18 protein-coding genes are annotated in these 20,415 nt (G+C 61.0%); 5 read left to right on the forward strand and 13 right to left on the reverse strand.

Going from position 1 to position 20,415, the window contains the following annotated elements; genetic code table 11:
• Positions 1 to 33: 33 nt before the first annotated feature.
• From arfA to leuS, 4 genes are all read right to left on the reverse strand, one after another.
• Positions 34 to 198, reverse strand: coding sequence for an alternative ribosome rescue factor ArfA (arfA, locus tag CD175_RS28705; protein WP_104451333.1), 165 nt, complete (start codon positions 196 to 198; stop codon positions 34 to 36).
• 182 nt (positions 199 to 380) lie between these two features.
• Positions 381 to 1,418, reverse strand: coding sequence for a DNA polymerase III subunit delta (gene holA / locus CD175_RS28710; RefSeq protein WP_104451334.1), 1,038 nt, complete (start codon positions 1,416 to 1,418; stop codon positions 381 to 383).
• 39 nt (positions 1,419 to 1,457) lie between these two features.
• On the reverse strand, positions 1,458 to 2,063 hold the full coding sequence (locus CD175_RS28715; RefSeq protein ID WP_104451335.1) for an LPS-assembly lipoprotein LptE: 606 nt from the start codon (positions 2,061 to 2,063) through the stop codon (positions 1,458 to 1,460).
• Between the two features lie 87 nt (positions 2,064 to 2,150).
• Entirely contained in the window at positions 2,151 to 4,757 is a 2,607-nt protein-coding gene (gene leuS, locus CD175_RS28720) for a leucine--tRNA ligase (protein ID WP_104451336.1), read from the reverse strand.
• A gap of 281 nt (positions 4,758 to 5,038) precedes the next feature.
• Between leuS and CD175_RS28725 the strand changes: the two genes are divergently transcribed.
• Positions 5,039 to 5,359, forward strand: a complete 321-nt coding sequence (locus CD175_RS28725) for a hypothetical protein (RefSeq protein ID WP_104451337.1) — start codon at positions 5,039 to 5,041, stop codon at positions 5,357 to 5,359.
• 104 nt (positions 5,360 to 5,463) lie between these two features.
• A complete protein-coding gene (locus CD175_RS28730) occupies positions 5,464 to 6,225 on the forward strand; it encodes a YdcF family protein (RefSeq protein ID WP_104451338.1) in 762 nt (253 codons plus the stop codon).
• Between the two features lie 111 nt (positions 6,226 to 6,336).
• On the opposite strand, the gene lnt is transcribed toward CD175_RS28730, so the two are convergent.
• The 5 genes from lnt to miaB all read right to left on the reverse strand — a co-directional run bounded on the left by lnt (position 6,337) and on the right by miaB (position 11,715).
• On the reverse strand, positions 6,337 to 7,860 hold the full coding sequence (lnt, locus tag CD175_RS28735) for an apolipoprotein N-acyltransferase (protein WP_104451339.1): 1,524 nt from the start codon (positions 7,858 to 7,860) through the stop codon (positions 6,337 to 6,339).
• A gap of 8 nt (positions 7,861 to 7,868) precedes the next feature.
• Positions 7,869 to 8,708, reverse strand: a complete 840-nt coding sequence (locus CD175_RS28740) for a CorC family transporter (protein WP_007975860.1) — start codon at positions 8,706 to 8,708, stop codon at positions 7,869 to 7,871.
• A gap of 5 nt (positions 8,709 to 8,713) precedes the next feature.
• Positions 8,714 to 9,208, reverse strand: coding sequence for an rRNA maturation RNase YbeY (ybeY, locus tag CD175_RS28745; RefSeq protein ID WP_104451340.1), 495 nt, complete (start codon positions 9,206 to 9,208; stop codon positions 8,714 to 8,716).
• Positions 9,201 to 10,208 carry a PhoH family protein gene (locus CD175_RS28750; protein ID WP_015096962.1) on the reverse strand — a complete coding sequence of 336 codons (1,008 nt, stop codon included), beginning with the start codon at positions 10,206 to 10,208 and terminating at the stop codon, positions 9,201 to 9,203. The genes ybeY and CD175_RS28750 overlap by 8 nt, the downstream gene beginning before the upstream one ends.
• 178 nt (positions 10,209 to 10,386) lie before the next feature.
• Positions 10,387 to 11,715: a tRNA (N6-isopentenyl adenosine(37)-C2)-methylthiotransferase MiaB gene (gene miaB, locus CD175_RS28755; protein ID WP_167399558.1), complete on the reverse strand. Its 1,329-nt coding sequence runs from the start codon at positions 11,713 to 11,715 to the stop codon at positions 10,387 to 10,389.
• Positions 11,716 to 11,850: 135 nt separating this feature from the next.
• Here miaB and CD175_RS28760 point away from each other — a divergent pair, with 135 nt between their 5' ends.
• On the forward strand, positions 11,851 to 12,180 hold the full coding sequence (locus CD175_RS28760; protein WP_003185742.1) for a DUF1820 family protein: 330 nt from the start codon (positions 11,851 to 11,853) through the stop codon (positions 12,178 to 12,180).
• 111 nt (positions 12,181 to 12,291) lie between these two features.
• On the opposite strand, the gene CD175_RS28765 is transcribed toward CD175_RS28760, so the two are convergent.
• From CD175_RS28765 to CD175_RS28780, 4 genes are all read right to left on the reverse strand, one after another.
• On the reverse strand, positions 12,292 to 12,846 hold the full coding sequence (locus CD175_RS28765; RefSeq protein WP_104451342.1) for a tetratricopeptide repeat protein: 555 nt from the start codon (positions 12,844 to 12,846) through the stop codon (positions 12,292 to 12,294).
• A 224-nt stretch (positions 12,847 to 13,070) separates the two neighbouring features.
• Positions 13,071 to 14,354 carry a glutamate-1-semialdehyde 2,1-aminomutase gene (gene hemL, locus CD175_RS28770; RefSeq protein WP_007975850.1) on the reverse strand — a complete coding sequence of 428 codons (1,284 nt, stop codon included), beginning with the start codon at positions 14,352 to 14,354 and terminating at the stop codon, positions 13,071 to 13,073.
• A 10-nt stretch (positions 14,355 to 14,364) separates the two neighbouring features.
• Positions 14,365 to 14,988 (reverse strand): thiamine phosphate synthase, encoded by a 624-nt coding sequence (gene thiE, locus CD175_RS28775; protein WP_007990651.1) that lies wholly within the window; start codon positions 14,986 to 14,988, stop codon positions 14,365 to 14,367.
• A gap of 31 nt (positions 14,989 to 15,019) precedes the next feature.
• Positions 15,020 to 15,817, reverse strand: coding sequence for a hydroxymethylpyrimidine/phosphomethylpyrimidine kinase (locus CD175_RS28780; RefSeq protein WP_104451343.1), 798 nt, complete (start codon positions 15,815 to 15,817; stop codon positions 15,020 to 15,022).
• A 369-nt stretch (positions 15,818 to 16,186) separates the two neighbouring features.
• On the opposite strand from CD175_RS28780, the gene CD175_RS28785 reads away from it, so the two are divergent.
• Together CD175_RS28785 and CD175_RS28790 are read left to right on the forward strand one after the other, a co-directional pair.
• Positions 16,187 to 18,571, forward strand: a complete 2,385-nt coding sequence (locus CD175_RS28785; RefSeq protein ID WP_104451344.1) for a hybrid sensor histidine kinase/response regulator — start codon at positions 16,187 to 16,189, stop codon at positions 18,569 to 18,571.
• 74 nt (positions 18,572 to 18,645) lie between these two features.
• Complete coding sequence (locus CD175_RS28790; RefSeq protein ID WP_104451345.1) at positions 18,646 to 20,295, forward strand: acyl-CoA dehydrogenase family protein; 1,650 nt, start codon at positions 18,646 to 18,648, stop codon at positions 20,293 to 20,295.
• Positions 20,296 to 20,415 lie beyond the last annotated feature (120 nt).

Raw genomic sequence — 20,415 nt, forward strand, 5'->3', positions numbered from 1 at the left:
ACAGACCTTAACATGTTGAAGGGGTGTTCTGCTTTACGCAGCCAGAAAGTAAGAAGCCTCCCAGTTGTCAGACTGGAAGGCTTCGCGGCGGTAACTGCCTTTGCCCTTGGCGGGACGTTCCTGGCGGCTGCGGAACAATGGCTGGGCGATGATGGATTTGGCCTTGTTGGGGCCATTTTTTGATGGCTTTTTGCTCATGATCGGATCTCACGGGTAGTTGGGTTTTGCGGGGGAAATAATCTGCCGAAGTCGGGGTTCTGTCTATAGGGCAGAGGGAGGTGGGTTTTGTGGGAAGAAAGATCAAAAGATCGCAGCCTGCGGCAGCTCCTACGGGGGATTGCGTTCACCTGTAGGAGCTGCCACAGACTGCGATCTTTGATTTATTCGGCGGGCAACGACAATCTCTGACCGGCCATCAACAACGTCAACCGGCTCAAGCTCATCCACGGCGAGCCCGCCGCCTGGCCCTTGATCTGCGCGTCGATGCGTTGCGCTTCCAGCAGCAGTTGCGCCCAGCGTTGTGCCGAGTAGCGTTGCAGGGCTTTGCTCATCAACGGTTTACGTTTGTCCCAGACCGGAGGTTTGGCCTGGCTGAAGGCCTTGTCCAGCGGCGTCCCCTGGCTGTATTGCAGGGAAATATTGGCCAGCAGGCGCAGCTCCCGGGCCAGGGCCCAGAGAATCACCGGCGGCTCGACGCCTTCGCCGCGCAAGCCTTCGAGCATGCGCAACGCGTGGGCCGCTTCACCATTGAGCACCGCATCGGTCAGGCCAAAGACGTCGAAGCGCGCACTGTCGGCCACTGCCGCCTGCACGGTTTCAACGGTGATCTGACCCCCTTCGGCCATCAGTTTGAGCTTTTCGATTTCCTGGGCGGCGGCCAGCAGGTTGCCCTCGACCCGTGCTGCAATCAGCTCAACAGCGTCCTGGCTGGCGGACAGCCCGGCCTGGGACAGGCGTTGGCGGATCCAGCTGGGCAACTGGGCGACGTCGACTGGCCAGATCTGCACGAACTGGGTCTGTTGTCCTTCGACCAGCGCTTTGCCCCACTTGGTTTTCTGTGCGCTGCCATCGAGTTTCGGCAAGCTGATCAGCAGCACGGTGTCGTCAGCCGGGCGCGAGCAATACTCGATAAGCGCGGCGGCACCTTTGTCGCCGGGCTTGCCGGAAGGCAGGCGCAGCTCCAGCAGGCGCTTTTCGGCGAACAACGACATGCTGGCACCGGCTTGCAGCAAGGTCCCCCAGTCGAAATTGGCGTCGGCGGCAAACACCTGGCGTTCATCGAATCCCTGCTGACGGGCAGCCGTGCGGAGGGCGTCGGCCGCTTCCTGACACAGCAGCGGGTCATCGCCGCTGATGATGTAGACGGGCGCAAGGGCGCCTTGCAGGTGTTTGGCGAGTTGGGCGGGGGCGAGCTTCATAAGAGGGGGCGAACGGGGCGCCTGAGCGCCCCGTAAGTCTTACTGCTGCGGCAGTTCGACAGGCGACTGGCGCGGGGTTTCCGCTTCAGCCTTTTTTGCCGCTTCCAGTGCCGCGGCGTCAGCCTTGGCCTTGGCTTCGGCAGTCTGCTGCAGCGTGTCCAGTTGGCTCGGGCTCAGTTGTTCCAGACGCAGCATCATGCGTTGAACCAGCTCCCGGCGGCCTTCTGCACGGGCTGTTGCGGCTTCCTGGTCGGACCCCACCAGGTTGCTGCCGTCGTGCATAAAGACTTTCTGCACTTCAAGCTTGTCGCTCAACAATGGCAGATCACCGCGACCACGGATGTCGTAGCTCAGCACGGTGGTGATCTGGTACTCGCCGGTACTGCTGGCGCCTGCGTAGCTGAGGATGCGCTGGCTTTCCTGCTCATTGGTCAGCACCAGTTTGTACGGTGCGCCGGTATAGACTTTGACGCCGCTACCTTCCAGTACACGACGCAACTGGGTCACGGTTTCGCCATAAGCGTTACGGGCGCTCAGGTCGAGTTCCTTGATCGCCAGTTGGTTGGTGCCGGTGCCGCGCAGCTGGAAACCGCAGGCGCTCAGCAGAACCGCGAGGCCCATCACCAGCAGATTGCGTTTGATCATCTTGTTGCTCCCCTTGAAACCATGTGGGCCGATCAAGCGGCCCGAAAGGTTTTACTCGGCGCCAGGCTTACCTGGCGCCTGATCCAATTAGCTGGCGACGATATTGACCAGTTTCCCGGGCACTACGATCACTTTACGAATGGTCAGACCGTCGACGAAGCGCAGGACGTTCTCGTTGGCACGGGCGGCGGCTTCGATTTCTTCACGGCTGGCACTGGCCGGCATTTCAATCTGGCCACGCAGTTTACCGTTGACCTGGATGACAAGCGTCAGGCTGTCCTGCACCAGTGCACTGTCGTCCTGCACCGGCCAACCGGCGTCGATCACAGGATCAGCGTGGCCCAGTTGATGCCACAGCTCGTGGCTGATGTGCGGCGTGATCGGTGCGAGCAGCAGAGTCACGGTTTCCAGGCCTTCCTGAACCAGCGCGCGATCCTGTTCGGTACCTTGTGCGGCCTTCTCCAGCACGTTCATCAGCGTCATCACCTGGGCGATGGCGGTGTTGAATTTGTGGTTCTGGCCGACGTCCTGGCTGGCCTGCTTGATGGCCAGGTGGATCGAGCGACGAACGGCTTTCTGCTCGTCATTCAGGTTGGCGACGTCGAGTTTGCCCGGCAGGCCCTGAGTGACGTGTGCTTGAGCCAGACGCCAGACGCGCTTGAGGAATCGGTGCGAACCTTCTACGCCGGAGTCGGACCATTCCGCGCTCATGTCAGGTGGCGAGGCGAACATCATGAACAGGCGGCAGGTGTCTGCACCGAACTGGTCAATCATCGACTGTGGGTCGACGCCGTTGTTCTTCGACTTGGCCATCTTCTCGGTGCCGCCGATTTCCACCGGCAGGCCGTCAGCTTTCAATTTGGCGCTGATGACCTTGGCCTTGCTGTCACGCTCGAGCTCGACGTCCGCCGGGTTGAACCAGGTGTAGGCGCCATTGGCTTCGCGGCGATAGTAAGTCTCGGCGATCACCATGCCCTGGGTCAGCAGGTTCTTGAACGGCTCGTTGGAGCTCACCAGGCCTTCGTCACGCATCAGCTTGTGGAAGAAGCGCGCGTACAGCAGGTGAAGAATCGCGTGTTCGATACCGCCGATGTACTGATCCACCGGCAGCCAGTGGTCGGCCGCCGATTTTTCCACCAGGCCGCCTTCAAAGTGTGGCGAGGCGTAGCGGGCGTAGTACCACGAGGACTCGACGAAGGTGTCCATGGTGTCGGTTTCACGCTTGGCAGGTGCGCCGCATTTAGGGCAGGTGCACTCGTAGAACTCGGGCATGCGCGCCAGTGGCGAACCGGCGCCATCCGGCACCACGTCTTCCGGCAGCACGACCGGCAGTTGATCTTCCGGTACCGGCACGTCACCGCAGGTGGTGCAGTGGATGATCGGGATCGGGCAGCCCCAGTAGCGCTGACGGCTGATGCCCCAGTCGCGCAGGCGGAACTGGGTACGCGAGGCGCCCAGTTCTTTCTTGATCAGCGCGACTTCGATGGCGTCGAAGGCGCCCGCGAAGTCGAGGCCGTCGAACTCGCCGGAATTGATCAGCGTGCCGTGCTCGCCGTAGGCGTCTTGCCATGGCGCGGGGTTGGTGTCACCGGAACTGGTGCGCACGACCGATTTGACCGGCAGGTTGTACTTGTGGGCGAATTCGAAATCGCGCTCGTCGTGGGCCGGAACCGCCATCACCGCGCCATCGCCGTAATGCATCAGTACATAGTTGGCGACCCAGACCGGCAGCTTTTCGCCGGTCAGCGGGTGCTCGACGAACAAGCCGGTCGGCAGGCCTTTTTTCTCTTGGGTGGCGACGTCGGCTTCAGCCACGCTGCCGCCCTTGCATTCAGCGATGAACGCTTGCAGCTCGGGATTGTTCTGTGCCGCGAGGGTGGCCAGGTGGTGTTCGGCGGCCACGGCGACATAAGTCGCTCCCATTAAAGTGTCCGGACGGGTGGTGAAGACTTTCAGTGCACCGGTTTCGCCGATGGAGTCGACGTTGTACGGGAACTGCACTTCCATGCCGCGGGACTTGCCGATCCAGTTGCGCTGCATGGTCTTGACCTGTTCAGGCCAGCCAGTCAGTTCGTCGAGGCTCTCCAGCAGTTCATCCGCGTAGGCGGTGATCTTGAAGTAGTACATCGGGATTTCGCGCTTCTCGATCAGCGCGCCGGAACGCCAGCCGCGACCGTCGATCACCTGTTCGTTGGCCAGGACGGTCTGGTCGACCGGGTCCCAGTTCACGGTGCCGCTTTTCTTGTAGATCACACCTTTTTCGAACAGGCGGGTGAACAGCCATTGTTCCCAGCGGTAGTAATCGGGCTTGCAGGTGGTCACTTCGCGCGACCAGTCCACCGCCAGGCCCAGGCTGCGCAGCTGGTTTTTCATGTAGGCGATGTTTTCGTAGGTCCACTTGGCGGGCGCTACGTTGTTCTTCATCGCGGCGTTTTCCGCCGGCATGCCGAAGGCGTCCCAACCCATCGGTTGCAGAACGTTCTTGCCCTGCATGCGCTGGTAGCGGGAGATCACGTCGCCGATGGTGTAGTTGCGCACGTGCCCCATGTGTAGCTTGCCGCTGGGGTAAGGGAACATCGACAGGCAGTAGTAAGTCTCCTTGCCTGGCTGTTCACTGACTTCAAAGGACTTTTGCTCGTCCCAGAACGACTGGGCGGCGGCTTCGATTTCACGGGGCTGATATTGTTCGTGCATGGCTACTTTTGAACTGAATAGGGGTGGCCTAATCCTCTTCAATGCAACGCTGGACGTTGAAGCCGCCACATTGGCGTTTTCGCTGCCCAGCCGAGCTGGAAGTGGAGTTACAGGAAGCGCCGTAGCATACATGACCGCGCTCTACCGAGGGAAACCCTGATTGCTGCCACACGTCCTGCGAAAACCGCTGCGAGGGCCGTTGGTCGCGGCGTTCAGCCGGTTTGTTCATGGAAGCTAAGCTCTAAATGGGGAGTAGGTCATATCTTCCAATGAGGTGAGGGATGGTTGAGTCACAGCAAAAAGCTACAAAACCGGAGCTGTACGAAAGGCTGATCGATCGGTTGGCCTTGGCCCTGGAAGCGGCAAGGACCGCTGGCCGGTTGCGCGACGAACGCCCTCTGGAGCTGGAACTGCGCGGCCTGAGCGCCGCAGAGTATGCACTGGTCAAGGCGTATCTGGATCGCAGTGAACGTGAGACGCACGGATGCTTGTCAGAAGCGGTAAAGCAACTCGACGCACCACGTTCAGCCAAGATCATCTGGCTCAAGGACAAGGTTCCCGGCAGAGACGCGGTAAAGGTCCGGTCTTTGCAGTTCAAATAGGACACGGTGCCATGCTCCTTGAATTTTTGAAGCATAGTCCTTCCATATTGATTGTCGCATTGCGCCAACCCACTTAGGCTTCGGGCATCTCCAGGAGATGCTCGATGCCGTTCCGTTATTTCGTAAAACAACTTCTATTGCCGCCCGGCATTCTATTGCTGCTGCTTTTGCTTGCCTGGTGGTTGCGCCACTCAAGGCCGAGGCTTGCCGGTGCGTGCTTTGCTCTGGGCCTGGGTGGTTTCTGGCTGATGAGCCTGCCGGTGGTCGTGCAGTGGAGTGCCGGCCTGCTCGAGCGGGAGCCACCGCTGGCCCGCGATGAATGGGCAGTCCTGGGGCAGCGTGCGGACGCGATCGTGGTCCTCGGTTCGGGGCGTGAGCGCGGTGACGTGGCCTGGGGCGCCGACCAGCCCACGGGCGTCGGTCTGGAGCGCCAGCGCTTTGCCGCGCGGCTGGCCAAGGCTTCCGGCTTGCCCGTACTGACCAGCGGCGGCCTGCATTACGGCACGCCGCCCAGCGAGGCACAGATGATGGCTGACTCCATGCGTGACGATTTTGGCTTGAGCGTGCGCTGGCAGGAAGGGCGCAGCCGCACGACCTGGGAAAATGCGCAGTTCAGCGCCGAGGTGTTGCTTCCCCAGGGCATCAAGCGTGTGGTGCTCGTGACTCAGGCCTGGCATATGCCACGGGCGGTCTGGAGTTTCCGCAAGGCCGGTTTTGAGGTGGTGCCGGCGCCGGTAGGGTTTCTGGGCGGCGATAACGCGCGGCCGCTGGGCGGCTGGATGCCGGAGTTCAAGGCGATCTGGCAGAACGGGCAGTTGATGAACGAGGCGGTGGGGCAGGTCGGTTATTCGTTGTTTTATCGATAACCGAATGGTTGCCCACGCCCTGTAGGAGCTGGCTTGCCAGCGAAAGCGATGTCGCGGCGACCATGGCTTTCGCCGGCAAGCCGGCTCCTACAGGTTTGATGCGGTGTCAGTTCAGACGGTTTTAGCCATTCGGCTGGCAATCAGTGCCCAGCCAAACAACAACACGCAGAGAATGAGCAATGGCCATGAACGCCATTCCAGGTACGGCGTCAGGTTGTGCATCGGCACCACTTCGCCATACAGGATGCCGCGTTCGAACTGCGGGATCTGATCGGTGATCTGACCGAACGGGTTGATCAGGCCGGACACGCCGTTGTTGGTGGCGCGGATCATCCAGCGGCCGGCTTCCAGTGCGCGCATCTGTGCCATCTGCAGGTGTTGCAGCGGGCCAATGGAGGTGCCGAACCAGGTGTCGTTGCTGATGGTCAGCAACAGGTCGCTGCGGGCGGCAAGGCTGGCGGCGAACTCCGGATAAACCACTTCATAGCAGATGAACGGCGCGATCTGATAACCCTTGGCTTGCAGCAGCGGCTGGTCAGCCGGGCCGCGAGCGAAGTCCGACATCGGCAGATCGAAGAAGGCGATCAGACCGCGCAGGATGTCCTGCAAGGGAACATATTCACCAAAGGGCACCAGTTTTTGCTTGAGGTAAGTGCCGTCGCCTTCACCGGTCACGGTGATGCCATTGAAGAAACGCTTCTCGTGGCGTACCTCCATGCGGACCGGGACGCCAGTGATCAACGCCGATTTACGTTCGGCCGCGAAGTTGCCCATCATGTTCAGGTAGCCCTCGGCGGACTCCTTGAGCACCGGGATCGCCGTTTCCGGCCAGATGAGCAAATCGACGCGTTTGGAGCTGAAGCTCATGTCGCGGTACAGCGCCAGCTGCGCGTTGAGCTGCGCCGGGTCCCACTTCATGCTTTGTTCGATGTTGCCCTGAATGGCGGCGACGCTCAGTGGCGGGCCCGAAGGGCTGGTCCAGGCGTGGTGCTTGAGTGCCATGCCGACCAGCCATGGGCCGACCAGCAGCAATACACCGGCAGCGATGAAGCCTTTGCGTCCCGTGCGAACCAGGCGCAAGCCGTTGTAGATCAACGCCGCTGTCAGTGCCAGGGTAAAGGAAATCAGCCACATCCCGCCGAGGGGCGCGAGCCCGGCCAGCGGGCCGTCGAGCTGGCTGTAACCGGAATACAGCCACGGGAAACCGGTCAGGAACCAGCCGCGGAAGGCTTCCTGGGCGACCCACAGCGCAGCGAAGGCCAGGGCGTCGGCCAGTGGCGCCTCATTGCGGCGCAGCCAGCGCGCCCAAATCCAGGCGGGCAGGGCAAAGAACCAGGCAATCGCCGCCGTGAAAAGCAGCATCAGGAAACCGGCCAGCAATACCGAAGCGCCACCGAAGTGGTGAATGCTGTAGTAGATCCAGCTGGTGCCGGCACCGAACAGGCCAAAACCGAAACACCAGCCGCGACCCAGGGCTTGACGTGGGCTCAGTTCGCGCAGGCCGGCATAGAACAGACCGACGGCCAGCAGTGCCAGTGGCCAGATATCGAACGGCGCCAGGGCCAGGGTGGTGATTGCACCGGCCGCCACGGCCAGCAGGTTACCGGGCCAGCCGGGGCGGGTTGTCCAGCGCATTTCAATCCTTAGCGAGCAATGGGCGTCAGGCGAAGCAAGTGAATCCGACGGCTGTCGGCGTTCAGGATGCGGAAGCGGTATGGTCCGATTTCAGTGATTTCGTTACGTTTTGGCAGATGCCCGAACGCACTCATCACCAGACCGCCAACGGTGTCGAATTCATCGTCGGAGAACTCGCTGTCGAAAAACTCGTTGAAGTTCTCGATCGGTGTCAGGGCCTTGATCAGGAAGTCACCGCTCGGCAGCGGCTTGATGTAGCTGTCTTCTTCGACATCGTGTTCGTCTTCGATGTCGCCGACGATTTGTTCCAGCACGTCTTCGATGGTGACCAGGCCTGCCACGCCACCGTACTCGTCGATGACGATGGCCATGTGGTTGTGGTTGGCGCGAAATTCGCGCAGCAGCACGTTAAGGCGCTTGGATTCCGGCACGAAGGTGGCTGGACGCAGCAGATCCTTGATGTTGAAGCTGTCGCCGTTCTCCTTGAGGATCAACGGCAGCAGGTCCTTGGCCAGCAACACGCCCATTACGTCATCGTGGCTTTCGCCGATGACCGGGTAGCGCGAGTGGGCGGAGTCGACCACGGCAGGCAGGAACTCGCGGGGTGTCTGGTTCGCCTTGATGCTGACCATTTGCGAGCGTGGGACCATGATGTCCCGCACCTGCAAGTCAGCCACCTGGATGGCGCCTTCGACGATGGCCAGCGCTTCGCTGTCCAGCAGTTTGTTCTGGTGTGCATCGCGCAGCAGCTCCAAAAGCTCCTGGCGGTTTTTCGGCTCGTGGGCAAAAGCCTGGGTGAGCTTACCCAGCCATGACTTCTGCCCGTTGCTCGATCGATCTTCGCTCATAGCGATTACTCTGAATCCTTTGTTGTTTCTGTGGGGGGTAAATCGGTTTCGTCGTCCGCGTACGGATCGGGAAAGCCCAGTTCTGCAAGCAACGTTCGTTCCAGTGCTTCCATCTCTTCGGCTTCGTCGTCATCAATATGGTCGTAACCAAGCAGATGCAAGCAGCCGTGAATCACCAGGTGTGCCCAATGGGCCTTGAGTTCCTTGCCTTGATCCAGGGCCTCACGCTCGACCACCGCCACGCAGATCACCAGATCGCCCAGCAGCGGGATGTCGAGGAACTCATCCGGCACATCGGCCGGGAATGACAAGACGTTAGTTGCGTAATCCTTTTGCCGCCAGGTGTGGTTCAGCTCGCGTCCTTCGGTTTCGTCGACCAGGCGAATGGTCATTTCCGAGTCGGCGCTGCGCTGGCGCAAAGCCAGTTCGCACCACTGGCGGAACTCGGCTTCGCTGGGGGCAGGGGCTTGGGTAGCGATTTGCAGGTCAAGCTCAAGCATCGCGGCGGCTATCCTTGGCGGCTGCATCATCGGCCGCACGGGTTTCGAAGCGCTCGTAGGCTTCAACGATGCGCTGTACCAGCGGATGGCGCACGACGTCCTTGGGCTGGAAATGGGTGAAGCTGATCCCGGGCACTTCCTTGAGCACTTCAATCACATGGTGCAGGCCGGACTTGGTGCCGCGTGGCAGGTCGACCTGGGTGATGTCCCCGGTGATGACGGCCGTGGAGCCGAAGCCGATTCGGGTCAGGAACATCTTCATTTGCTCGACCGTGGTGTTCTGGCTTTCGTCAAGAATGATGAAGCTGTTGTTCAGCGTACGGCCGCGCATGTAAGCCAGCGGCGCGACTTCGATCACCTGGCGCTCGATCAGCTTGGCGACGTATTCGAAGCCGAGCATTTCGTAGAGTGCGTCGTAGAGCGGGCGCAGGTACGGGTCGATTTTCTGCGACAGGTCGCCGGGCAGGAAGCCGAGTTTTTCACCCGCTTCGACCGCTGGGCGCACCAGCAGGATGCGGCGAATCTGCTCGCGCTCCAGCGCATCCACCGCGCAGGCGACGGCCAGATAGGTCTTGCCGGTACCGGCCGGGCCGATGCCGAAGTTGATGTCGTTACCGAGGATTTCCTTCACATAGCGCAGCTGATTCAAGCCGCGGGGGCGAATCATGCCTTTCTTGGTGCGCAGCGCCACGGACGGTTCGGCGGGGGAGTGGTTATCCAGCTGTTCCACGGCAGATTCCTGCAGGAACAGGTGCACCATGTCCGGCGACAGCTCGGTACCCTTGGTTTCCCGGTACAGGCGGCGCAGGAGGTTTTCCGCGGAGGTGGTGTGTTTGGGCTCGCCGATCAGCTCGAACTGATTGCCGCGATTGCGGATCTCGATGGTCAGGCGTTGTTCGATCAAGCGCAAATGCTCGTCGAATTGCCCGCACAGATTGGCGAAGCGGCGAGCTTCAAAAGGCTCGAGGATGAAACGATGTGGTTCTATGGGTGCGTTCAAGGTCGTATTTAGCCGCCCTGGGGCAATTGAGATGAAATCAAGGATAACGCCAGTGGCGCGGGTGCGAAAGCTCTTAAATAATCTGTAGGAGCCGGCTTGCTGGCGATGGCCATACTGCGGTGGACCAGATACACCGCGTTATCGCCCATCGCCAGCAAGCCGGCTCCTACAGGTTGGGTCATTGCAGCAGCGAACCCCGCAGCGAATGCGGCTGCGCGGCATCGATGTGCACGTCAGCGAACTGGCCGATCAGGGTCGGATTGTCGCAACGGAAGTTGACGATACGGTTATTCTCGGTCCGGCCTTGCAGCTCGCCCGGGTCTTTTTTCGAGTAATCGGTCACCAGGATCCGCTGGATCGAACCGACCATTTGTCGGCTGATCTCGAAACCTTGCTGGTTCAGGCGATGCTGCAGGGCGTTCAGACGCTCTTTTTTCAGCTCTTCCGGCGTGTCGTCGGCCAGGTCGGCGGCCGGAGTGCCCGGGCGTTGGCTATAGACGAACGAGTAGGAAAAGTCGAATCCGACGTCGGCAATCAGCTTCATGGTTTGCTCGAAGTCTTTCTCGGTCTCGCCCGGGAAGCCGACGATGAAGTCCGAGCTGATGCAGATGCCCGGTACGGCGGCGCGCAGCTTGCGCAGTTTGGATTTGTATTCCAGCGCGGTGTGGTTGCGCTTCATCGCGGCGAGGATGCGGTCCGAGCCCGACTGCACTGGCAAGTGCAGGTGCTTGACCAGTTCCGGCACATCGGCGTGGGCCTGGATCAGGCTGTCGGAGAACTCCAGCGGATGCGACGTGGTGTAGCGGATGCGGTCGATGCCATCGACGGCGGCAACCACGCGGATCAGCTCGGCCAGATCCGCCAGGCGTCCGTCATGGGTGAGGCCGCGATAGCCGTTGACGTTTTGCCCCAGCAGTGTCACTTCGCGCACGCCGTTTTCGGCCAGGTGAATGATCTCGGCAATCACGTCGTCGAACGGCCGGCTGACTTCTTCGCCGCGGGTGTAGGGCACCACGCAGAACGTGCAGTACTTGCTGCAGCCTTCCATCACCGACACATAAGCGCTCGGGCCGTCGATGCGCGGCTCGGGCAAATGGTCGAATTTTTCGATTTCCGGGAACGAGACGTCGACTTGCGGCAGCTTGGTGACGCGCGCGGCGTCGATCATTTCCGGCAGGCGGTGCAGGGTTTGCGGGCCGAACACCACGTCGACGTACGGCGCGCGATCGCGGATGGCCGCGCCTTCCTGGCTGGCCACGCAACCGCCGACGGCGATCACCATGTCCGGGTTGGCCAGCTTCAGTTCGCGCCAGCGCCCGAGCTGGGAGTAGACCCGGTCCTGCGCACGTTCGCGGATCGAGCACGTGTTGAGCAGGATGACGTCGGCGTCTTCAGCGCGCGCGGTGACTTCCAGGGCCTGATGTTCGCCCAGCAGATCGACCATGCGCGAGCTGTCGTACTCGTTCATCTGGCAACCGTGGGTTTCGATGTAAAGCTTCTTGGCCATGGAAAGAGTCATCACGTGATTCAAAGAACCGCGCATTATAGGGAACATGTTCCAAGGTTCCTACCGCTGAGCGTCCGGCGGCTATGCTATAGTTCGCGCCCTCTTTTTTATCCCTCGATGTGTTACCCGCCCACCATGACCAAACGTGAAGCTCCAATCTACAAGGTGATTTTCCTCAACCAGGGCCAGGTGTTCGAAATGTACGCCAAGCAGATCTATCAAAGCGATCTGTGGGGCTTTCTGGAAGTGGAAGAGTTCGTCTTTGGCGAGCGCACGCAAGTGGTCGTCGATCCGAGCGAAGAAAAGCTCAAGGCTCAGTTCGAAGGCGTGGTGCGCAGTTTTGTGCCGATGCATTCGATCGTGCGTATCGACGAAGTCGAGCGTCTGGGGACCCCGAAAATCAGCGAAGCCCGCGGCGCGGTCGGCAATGTCATGCCGTTTCCGATGCCGATGCCTGAGAAGTAAGCCTCAAGATCGAAGTCGCTCTGATCGCTGGCAAGCCAGCTCCTACAGATTTACGCGGACCTTGTAGGAGCTGGCTTGCCAGCGATGGCGTCAACCGCCACCAAGCAGAATTCAGGGGAGCGGCGCGAAAGGCGTACGCCCATCGGCACTCTGCAGCTCCATAAGATATTTACGGAAAATTTGCCCGAGCACCTGGGTGGCAACCTCCAGTTCTTCGCGGGGCATTTTTTCGGTGACTTCGTCAGCGGTGTCCAGTGCATCTTCGGCGCCGTTGACCGCCGCCATCTTCAGCAGGATATACGCCTGAACGTTATTGGCCGGTACGCCTTCGCCGTGGAAGAACATGGTACCGAGCTTGAATTGCGCCTGGGCGTGGCCTTGCAGCGAGGCCTTTTCGAAATAGCTCAGGGCTTGATTGAGGTCGCGCGGCGCGCTTTTGCCTTCGTAGTAGAACTCACCCAACTCGTATTGTGCTTGCGCATCCCCTTCATCCGACGCTTTCCGGCAGGCGGCGATCGCCTGTTCCAGGTCTTGCGGCTGGGTATTGAGGGTGCAGCGACCCATCGCTGGGATCAACAACGAGTTGCCGCCTGCTTGTGCGTGCGCGAGCAGGGGCTGAAGAAGCAACAGGCAGCCCAGTGCAAGGGTGCGGCCGGTGCGGTTCATGGGAATCGACTTACCTCTGAAGGGCGCGCGGACCCATCGAGGGATCCAATAAGCGCGCATTATGAAATAAGCAGGGCCAACCTTACAAAGTCTTTACTCGTTTTTCTGCTGCGCGGGAAATATATCTCCCGTTTTGCGGAGGATTTTTGCTTAAAGTGTAGGAATGGAGGCGGGCGTGTAGGTGAAAGCTGACGCTGGCAATGGCCAACGTCAGCGCTACAGCGTTATTTCAAGGCAGCGAAGGCACGCTCGGCGGCGTCCAGGGTCAGTTTCAGTTCGGCTTCGCCGTGGGCGATCGAAGTGAAACCGGCTTCGAAGGCACTCGGTGCCAAGTAGACGCCACCTTCGAGCATCAGGTGGAAGAAGCGGCCGAACAGGGCTGCGTCACTGGCCATCACGTCATCAAAAGTGACGATGTCATCGGCGCCACTGAAGTACAGGCCGAACATGCCGCCGGCTTGTGTGGTCACGAACGGAATGCCCGCCGCATCGGCGCGCTGTTGCAGGCCGTCGAGCAGGCGAGTGGTGTAGTCGGTCAGCTCGGCGTGGAAGCCCGGACGGCTGATCAGGCGCAGGGTGGTCAGGCCGGCGGCCATCGCCAGCGGGTTACCGGACAACGTACCGGCCTGGTAGACCGGGCCCAGCGGGGCGATGCGCTGCATGATTTCACGCTTGCCGCCGAAGCAACCGACCGGCATGCCGCCACCGATGATCTTGCCGAAGGTGGTCAGGTCCGGCGTCACGCCGTAGTACGCTTGGGCACCGCCGAGGGCGACGCGGAAACCGGTCATCACTTCGTCGAAAATCAGCACCACGCCGTGCTTGTCGCACAGGGTCCGCAGGCCTTCAAGGAAACCCGGTGCCGGCGGCACGCAGTTCATGTTGCCGGCCACTGGCTCGACGATGATGCAGGCCACGTCCTGGCCAACTTCGGCGAGCATGGCTTCAACGGCGTCGATGTCGTTGAACGGCAGGGTCAGGGTGTGTTTGGCGAACGCTGCCGGTACACCGGCCGAGCTTGGTACGCCTTGGGTCAGTGCGCCGGAACCGGCCTTGACCAGCAGGCTGTCGGAGTGACCGTGGTAGCAGCCTTCGAACTTGATGATGCTGTCTCGGCCGGTGAAGCCTCGGGCCAGGCGAATGGCGCTCATGGTCGCTTCGGTGCCGGAGCTGACCATGCGCACCATTTCCATCGACGGCACGAGGGAGCAGACCAGGTCGGCCATCTGCGTTTCCATCTCGGTCGGCGCGCCGTAGGACAGGCCGTGCTCCAGCTGCTTGCGCACCGCGTCCAGCACGTCCGGGTGGCTGTGGCCGAGGATCATCGGGCCCCAGGAACCAACGTAATCCACATAGCGCTTGTTGTCTTCGTCGGTGACGTAGGCGCCTTCGGCGTGCTTGAAGAACAACGGCGTGCCGCCGACGCTCTTGAACGCGCGAACCGGCGAGTTCACGCCACCGGGAATGTGTTTCTGGGCATTGGCAAACAGCGTTTCGGAACGAGACATGATCGGGCTCTCAGATTTTAAGTAATTCGTTAAAGGCGCGGGCGCGGCGAGTGACTTCAGCCGTGCTCTCGGCGCCGAACAGGCCATGCACCACGGCCAGCAGATCGACCCCATGGGCCACCAGCGGGGCGGCGTTGTCCAGGGTGATGCCGCCGATCGCGCAGATCGGCAAGTGCAGTTGCTGGCGGGCCTGATCGAGCAGTTCGAGGCTGCAGGTCGGTGCGCCAGGCTTGGTATTGGAATTGAAGAAGCGGCCGAAGGCGACATAACTGGCGCCTTCTTTGGCGGCCTGTTCGGCGAGCCCCAGTTGTGCGTGGCAGGTCGAGCCAATGATCGCATCGCGACCCAGCAAGGCACGAGTCGGCGACAACGGACCATCGGTCTGGCCCAGGTGCACGCCGACGTTCAGGCGTGCCGCCAGTTCGGCGTCGTCGTTGATGATCAACTGGGTCTTGTAACGTTCGCACAAATCGCGCAGTGCTTCGGCCTCGCGCAGGCGGCGGGCCTCATCACTGCTCTTGTCGCGGTATTGCAGCAGAGTGACGCCGCCTTCCAGCGCCGCCTCCACGTACGAAAGAAATTTACCGGCCAGCAACTGGCTATCGGTAATGGCGTACAGGCCACGTAGTTTCATCGGACAAGCCTCACCGCATTACAAATGGAAGTTACGAACAGAAATCCAGCGGCAGGCGGCGCGGCACAAACTGGCCTTTGCCCAGCTGCTCGGCGTCACGCAGGGTGCGCCATGTGTAGTTAAGCGCGGTCTGCACGGCGCTGGCGAGGTTTTCACCCTGGGCCAGACGACCGGCCAGCGCGCTCGCCAGGGTGCAACCGGAACCGTGATAACTGCCGGGCAGGCGCTGGCAGGTAAAGGTTTCGCGCAGGCCGTCACGGCTGTACAGGCGATTGTGGATTTCGGTTTCGTCGCCATGGCCGCCGGTGATCAGCAGGTGTTTGACGAACGGCAAGAGTTTTTCAGCGCACTCGTCCGCGGTGCCTTCGGGCAGTTCGGCGAGGATCCGGGCTTCGGGAAGGTTGGGGGTGGCAATGATCGACAAGGGCAGCAGGCGTTCGCGCATGGCGTAGCCGACTTCGTCCTTGCCCAGGCGTCCGCCGCCGCCAGCGCGCAGCACCGGGTCGCAGACTACTGGCAAATGCGGGTGCGCCGAAAGCAGTTCGACCACGGTGTCGACCATTTCCAGGGAACCGAGCATGCCCAGTTTGACCGCCGCGACTTCGGAATCGTTGAGCACGGCATTGGCCTGGGCCAGTACCCACTCACGGTCGAGGACGCGGAAGTCAGTGGCATTGACGGTGTCTTGCACGGTCAGGGCGGTGACGGCCGGAGCCGCATGGCAACCCTGAGCGAGCAGGGCTTCGATATCTGCCTGCAAGCCGGCGCCACCACTTGGGTCGTGGCCGGAGAGACAGAGGACAACGGGGCGAGAGCTGTAGATATTCATGGTGCGCGAGCTTACCACCAAACAACGTTTTTCGGGTGTGCGTGCACTTCGGTGTGAGACGTAGAAAAAGGCAAAAGATCGCAGCCTTCGGCAGCTCCAACAGGTTTGCGTCGATCCGCCCTTCTTGTAGGAGCTGCCGAAGGCTGCGATCTTTTGATCTTTGCCAAAAACAAACAGCTCTACCTCAATAATCTTCGCCGGAACGCCCGTCCTAGAGCCTTTTAAGGAAAAATTTCAATGGTGTTTAAAGGCCATCAACGGCTATGCTAGAGTGGATCCAAACCAATAACAGGTGATACCGGTTTTACGTCTGCTCAAAAGGAATGGGGGGCTTCCTGACAGAACCGGACAGGCCACGCTGGGGCTTCAATGCGCTATTTGCTGATGTTGCTGTTGTGTTTGCCCCTCCTGGCAAACGCCGTCGAGTTCGATGAGTTCACTCAGAGCCTCCCCTTGGGCCGAACCCTGCAGGTCTATGAGGACGCAGGTGGCCAGGCGACGATCGCGGATATCCGCGCGCAAGCGGCGGCCGGCAACTTCAAGGCGCATAACAAAGACACGCTCAACGCCGGGTACTCGCGCTCGGTATTCTGGCTGAAAATCGACCTGCATTACCGCCCGACCGATCCGGCGGCGCAACGGACCTGGCTGCTGGAACTGGCCTATCCACCCCTCGATCATCTCGATCTCTATTTGCCCGATGCGGCCGGCAACTATCAGTTGGTCAGGCAGACCGGCGATGCCTTGCCCTTCGCCAGCCGCGAGATTCGTCAGAACAACTATCTGTTCGACCTGACGTTCAAACCTGAGCAGGCCGAAACCGTCTTCCTGCGCTTGCAAAGCGAAGGCTCCATCCAGGCACCGGTAACCTTGTGGTCGAGCACCGCCTACCTCGAAGAGCAGCCCGTGCGCCTCTACGTACTGGGGCTGATCTACGGCGTGTTGCTGGGGATGCTGGTCTACAACCTGTTCATCTACCTCAGCGTTCGCGACACCAGTTACCTCTACTACATCTTTTATATCGCCTCGTTCGGCTTGTATCAGCTGTCGGTCAATGGCGCGGCGGTGCAGTATTTCTGGCCGGACAACCCTTGGTGGGCCAACGCCGCGACGCCGTTTTTCATTGGCTGCGCGGGCTTGTTCGGCAGTCAGTTCGCCCGCAGTTTCCTGCAAATGGCTACCCACAGTCGCTGGCTCGACCGCTTGTTGCTGGCGCTGGTTGCCTTCGGGGCGCTGGTGGTCGGCCTGTCATTGATGACCAGCTACGCCCTGGCCTTGCGCCTGGCCACGGCCCTGGCGCTGACGTTCACCGTGGTGATTTTTGCCGCCGGGATCTTTGCCTGGCTGCGGGGTCTGCGCGTCGCGCGGTATTTCATCATTGCCTGGTCGGCGTTTTTGCTCGGCGGCATCGTCAATACGTTGATGGTGCTGGGATACCTGCCAAACGTGTTCCTGACCATGTATTCCAGCCAGATCGGCTCGGCCATCGAAGTGGCGTTGTTGTCCCTGGCCCTGGCCGACCGCATTAACGACATGCGCGAGCAGCAGGCGCAGACGCTATTCGACGCCGGCCAGAAGCTTGAAATCCTCAACCAGCAACTGGCGCGCAGTAACAAGCTCAAGGACGAATTCCTGGCCACCCTGACCCACGAACTGCGCACGCCCATGAACGGTGTGATCGGTTCACTGGAACTGATGCAGACGCTCGAAATGGACCCGGAGCTTGAGCAGTATCAGCAGACGGCTTCGGGGTCGGCGCGGGACATGATGCGCATGGTCAACGGTATCCTGACCCTCACCGAACTGCAGGCCGGCAAGCTCCAGGCTTCGGCCGACACCTTCAGCTTGCGCGGCATGATCGAGGCACTGCGCACGCAGTTCGAGGGCAACGCTTCGAGCAAGTCGCTGGACTTCAAGGTCGACGTCGCATCCGGCGTGCCGGATCGCGTGCACGGCGACAACGCCAAGATTGCGCAATGCCTGGAGTGTCTGCTGGACAACGCCATCAAGTTCACCCGGGTCGGTGGCCTGGCCTTGCGGGTGACCGGCAAGGCCGTTGAGCCCGACCGGCTGGCGTTGAACTTTGCGGTGATCGACACGGGCATTGGTTTCACCGATCTGGGTGAGGCCACGATGTATCAACGGTTCTTCCAGCTCGACGGCTCTATGACCCGTGAATACGGTGGCCTGGGTGTTGGCCTGGCGATTTGCCGACAGTTGGTGGAATTGCTTGGTGGACGCCTGACGCATCGCTCCGAGCCAGGACGCGGCAGCCGGTTTCAGCTGGATGTAGAAGTCGGGCTGCCGGTGGCCGAACGCCCGCTGGCGCCATTGATGCCCCGGGATTTTCCGCGCCTGCGCTTGCCTCAGGATTGTGCCGTGATGTTGGTGGATGACAACAGCATCAGCCAGTTGGTGATGCGCGGCATGTTGCTCAAGCTGGGTTTTCGCGTGCGTACGGCCGACGGAGCCGATGTCGCGCTCGATCTCCTGCAGCGCGAAGTGTTTGACGCGGTGCTGGTCGATTGTCAGTTGCCGCGTCAGGGCGGTGAGTCGCTGTGCTGCCAGATCCGTGCATTGCCGGGCTATGCCGAGCTGCCGTTGTTCATGATCGCCCTGGGGGGTGAGCGTGAACGCTGCCCGACCGGCGCGTTGATCGATTACTTGAGCAAACCTGTGAAATTCGAAGACTTGCAGGCCGCGCTCTACCGTCGGGTGCTCTGCTCGCAACAGGGCGAAAGCGCCGACAGTTAGGCGGATATGACACTTTGTTCGGCTGAGGGGCGGTGCTTAACTGAAGTCCCTTGGCCGACCAAAGGAGCCCAGTCATGAACCTGCATCAGTTTGCCGAAACCCACGAAGTCACCAACCAGCCACCGTCACTGGACGGCGCCAACCTGTACCGCATCGACTTGCCGTTGCAGGAATGGTCGCGGCGGTTCGGGGCCGGTTGGGCCGAATCGCGGATCGACGCTTACGGCGCGCTGGCCGGTGGCCCGCTGATGGAAGCCGGGTTCCTCGCCAATCAGAACAAGCCGGTGTTCAACAGTCATGACCGCTTTGGTCATCGCATCGATCTGGTGGAATTTCATCCGGCCTATCACCAACTGATGCGCACGGCAGTCGAGCACGGCTTGACCTCGTTGCCCTGGGCGCACCCGCAGGACGGCGCTCATGTGGCCCGCGCTAGCATGTCGTATCTGCACAGCCAGGCCGAAGCCGGCAGTGGCTGCCCGTTGACCATGACCTTCGCCAGCGTTCCGGCCATGCGTCTGCAACCGGACCTGGCGCAAAAGTGGTTGCCGAAAATCCTCGCCACCGAATACGACCCGCGCAACGTCGGCATGGCCCACAAGGCCGGGGTCACCATCGGCATGGCCATGACCGAGAAGCAGGGCGGCACGGATGTGCGGGCCAATACCACCAAGGCGTATCCGGTCGGAGCCAGCGGTCCGGGCCAGGCCTATGAGTTGGTGGGGCACAAGTGGTTTTGCTCGGCGCCGATGTGTGACGCCTTCCTGACACTGGCGCAGACCGACAAGGGCCTGACCTGTTTCCTGCTGCCGCGCCATCGCCCGGACGACACACGCAATCAGTTCTACATCCAGCGCCTGAAGAACAAGCTCGGCAATTGCTCCAACGCTTCCAGCGAAGTGGAGTTCCGCGGCGCACTGGCGTGGATGATCGGTGAAGAGGGGCGTGGCGTTCCGACGATCATCGAGATGGTCGCCATGACCCGCTTCGATTGCATGGTCGGGTCCAGTTCGCTGATGCGTCAGGCGCTGACCCAGGCCAGCCATCATTGCGCCCATCGTTCGGTCGGCGGCAAAGTGCTCAGCGAACAGCCGTTGATGCAGAACGTGCTGGCGGATCTGGCGCTGGAAAGCGAAGCCGCCTTGGCCTTGAGCCTGCGAATGGGCCAGGCGCTGGATCATCTGGACGACTCGCAGGAAGCCAGGTTCGCCCGGCTGGTAACGGCGGTGGGCAAGTACTGGATCTGCAAGCGGGCGCCGGCGATGATCAATGAAGCCGCCGAATGCATGGGCGGAGCGGGTTATGTCGAAGACAGCATCCTGCCGCGGCTTTACCGCGAGGCGCCGGTGAATTCGACGTGGGAAGGTTCCGGCAACGTGCAGTGCCTGGACGTGCTTCGTGCCCTGTCAAAAGAACCGGGCGTGCTCGATGCACTGTTCAGCGAGTTGGGCGATGGCCATGGCGACCAGCGCCTTGCCGCGCACATCCAGCAATTGCAGGCGGCCTTCAAGGACACCAGCGACATTCAGTACCGCGCCCGGCAACTGACTGAAGACATCGCCTTGGGGTTGCAGGCCAAGTTGCTGCTGGAAGCCGGGAATTCGGTGGTCAGTGATGCCTTCATCGCCAGTCGCCTGGGTAGTGGCGGCCGAGTGTACGGCGCGTTGCCGCGTGGTCTGGATGTGGAAGCCATTGTTGCCCGATCGACCCCGCAGGGTTTCTAAGCGACACCGGCCTCCTGTGGGAGCGAGCCTGCTCGCGAAGGCAGTGTCATATTCAACATTGATGTGTCTGACAGACCGCTTTCGCGAGCAGGCTCGCTCCCACAGTTGTTCTGTGGATAC

The organism is Pseudomonas laurylsulfatiphila (genome assembly GCF_002934665.1).
Lineage (GTDB): Bacteria > Pseudomonadota > Gammaproteobacteria > Pseudomonadales > Pseudomonadaceae > Aquipseudomonas > Aquipseudomonas laurylsulfatiphila.

Excerpts from the sequence above, each read along its gene's own strand:
- miaB (WP_167399558.1), bottom strand. The coding sequence starts at position 11,715 with ATGGCCAAGAAGCTTTACATCGAAACCCACGGTTGCCAGATGAACGAG.
- CD175_RS28715 (WP_104451335.1), bottom strand. The coding sequence starts at position 2,063 with ATGATCAAACGCAATCTGCTGGTGATGGGCCTCGCGGTTCTGCTGAGC.
- CD175_RS28765 (WP_104451342.1), bottom strand. The coding sequence starts at position 12,846 with ATGAACCGCACCGGCCGCACCCTTGCACTGGGCTGCCTGTTGCTTCTT.
- thiE (WP_007990651.1), bottom strand. The coding sequence starts at position 14,988 with ATGAAACTACGTGGCCTGTACGCCATTACCGATAGCCAGTTGCTGGCC.
- lnt (WP_104451339.1), bottom strand. The coding sequence starts at position 7,860 with ATGCGCTGGACAACCCGCCCCGGCTGGCCCGGTAACCTGCTGGCCGTG.
- arfA (WP_104451333.1), bottom strand. The coding sequence starts at position 198 with ATGAGCAAAAAGCCATCAAAAAATGGCCCCAACAAGGCCAAATCCATC.
- CD175_RS28790 (WP_104451345.1), top strand. The coding sequence starts at position 18,646 with ATGAACCTGCATCAGTTTGCCGAAACCCACGAAGTCACCAACCAGCCA.
- CD175_RS28760 (WP_003185742.1), top strand. The coding sequence starts at position 11,851 with ATGACCAAACGTGAAGCTCCAATCTACAAGGTGATTTTCCTCAACCAG.
- CD175_RS28730 (WP_104451338.1), top strand. The coding sequence starts at position 5,464 with ATGCCGTTCCGTTATTTCGTAAAACAACTTCTATTGCCGCCCGGCATT.
- CD175_RS28740 (WP_007975860.1), bottom strand. The coding sequence starts at position 8,708 with ATGAGCGAAGATCGATCGAGCAACGGGCAGAAGTCATGGCTGGGTAAG.
- leuS (WP_104451336.1), bottom strand. The coding sequence starts at position 4,757 with ATGCACGAACAATATCAGCCCCGTGAAATCGAAGCCGCCGCCCAGTCG.
- hemL (WP_007975850.1), bottom strand. The coding sequence starts at position 14,354 with ATGTCTCGTTCCGAAACGCTGTTTGCCAATGCCCAGAAACACATTCCC.
- CD175_RS28725 (WP_104451337.1), top strand. The coding sequence starts at position 5,039 with ATGGTTGAGTCACAGCAAAAAGCTACAAAACCGGAGCTGTACGAAAGG.
- CD175_RS28780 (WP_104451343.1), bottom strand. The coding sequence starts at position 15,817 with ATGAATATCTACAGCTCTCGCCCCGTTGTCCTCTGTCTCTCCGGCCAC.
- holA (WP_104451334.1), bottom strand. The coding sequence starts at position 1,418 with ATGAAGCTCGCCCCCGCCCAACTCGCCAAACACCTGCAAGGCGCCCTT.
- CD175_RS28785 (WP_104451344.1), top strand. The coding sequence starts at position 16,187 with ATGCGCTATTTGCTGATGTTGCTGTTGTGTTTGCCCCTCCTGGCAAAC.
- ybeY (WP_104451340.1), bottom strand. The coding sequence starts at position 9,208 with ATGCTTGAGCTTGACCTGCAAATCGCTACCCAAGCCCCTGCCCCCAGC.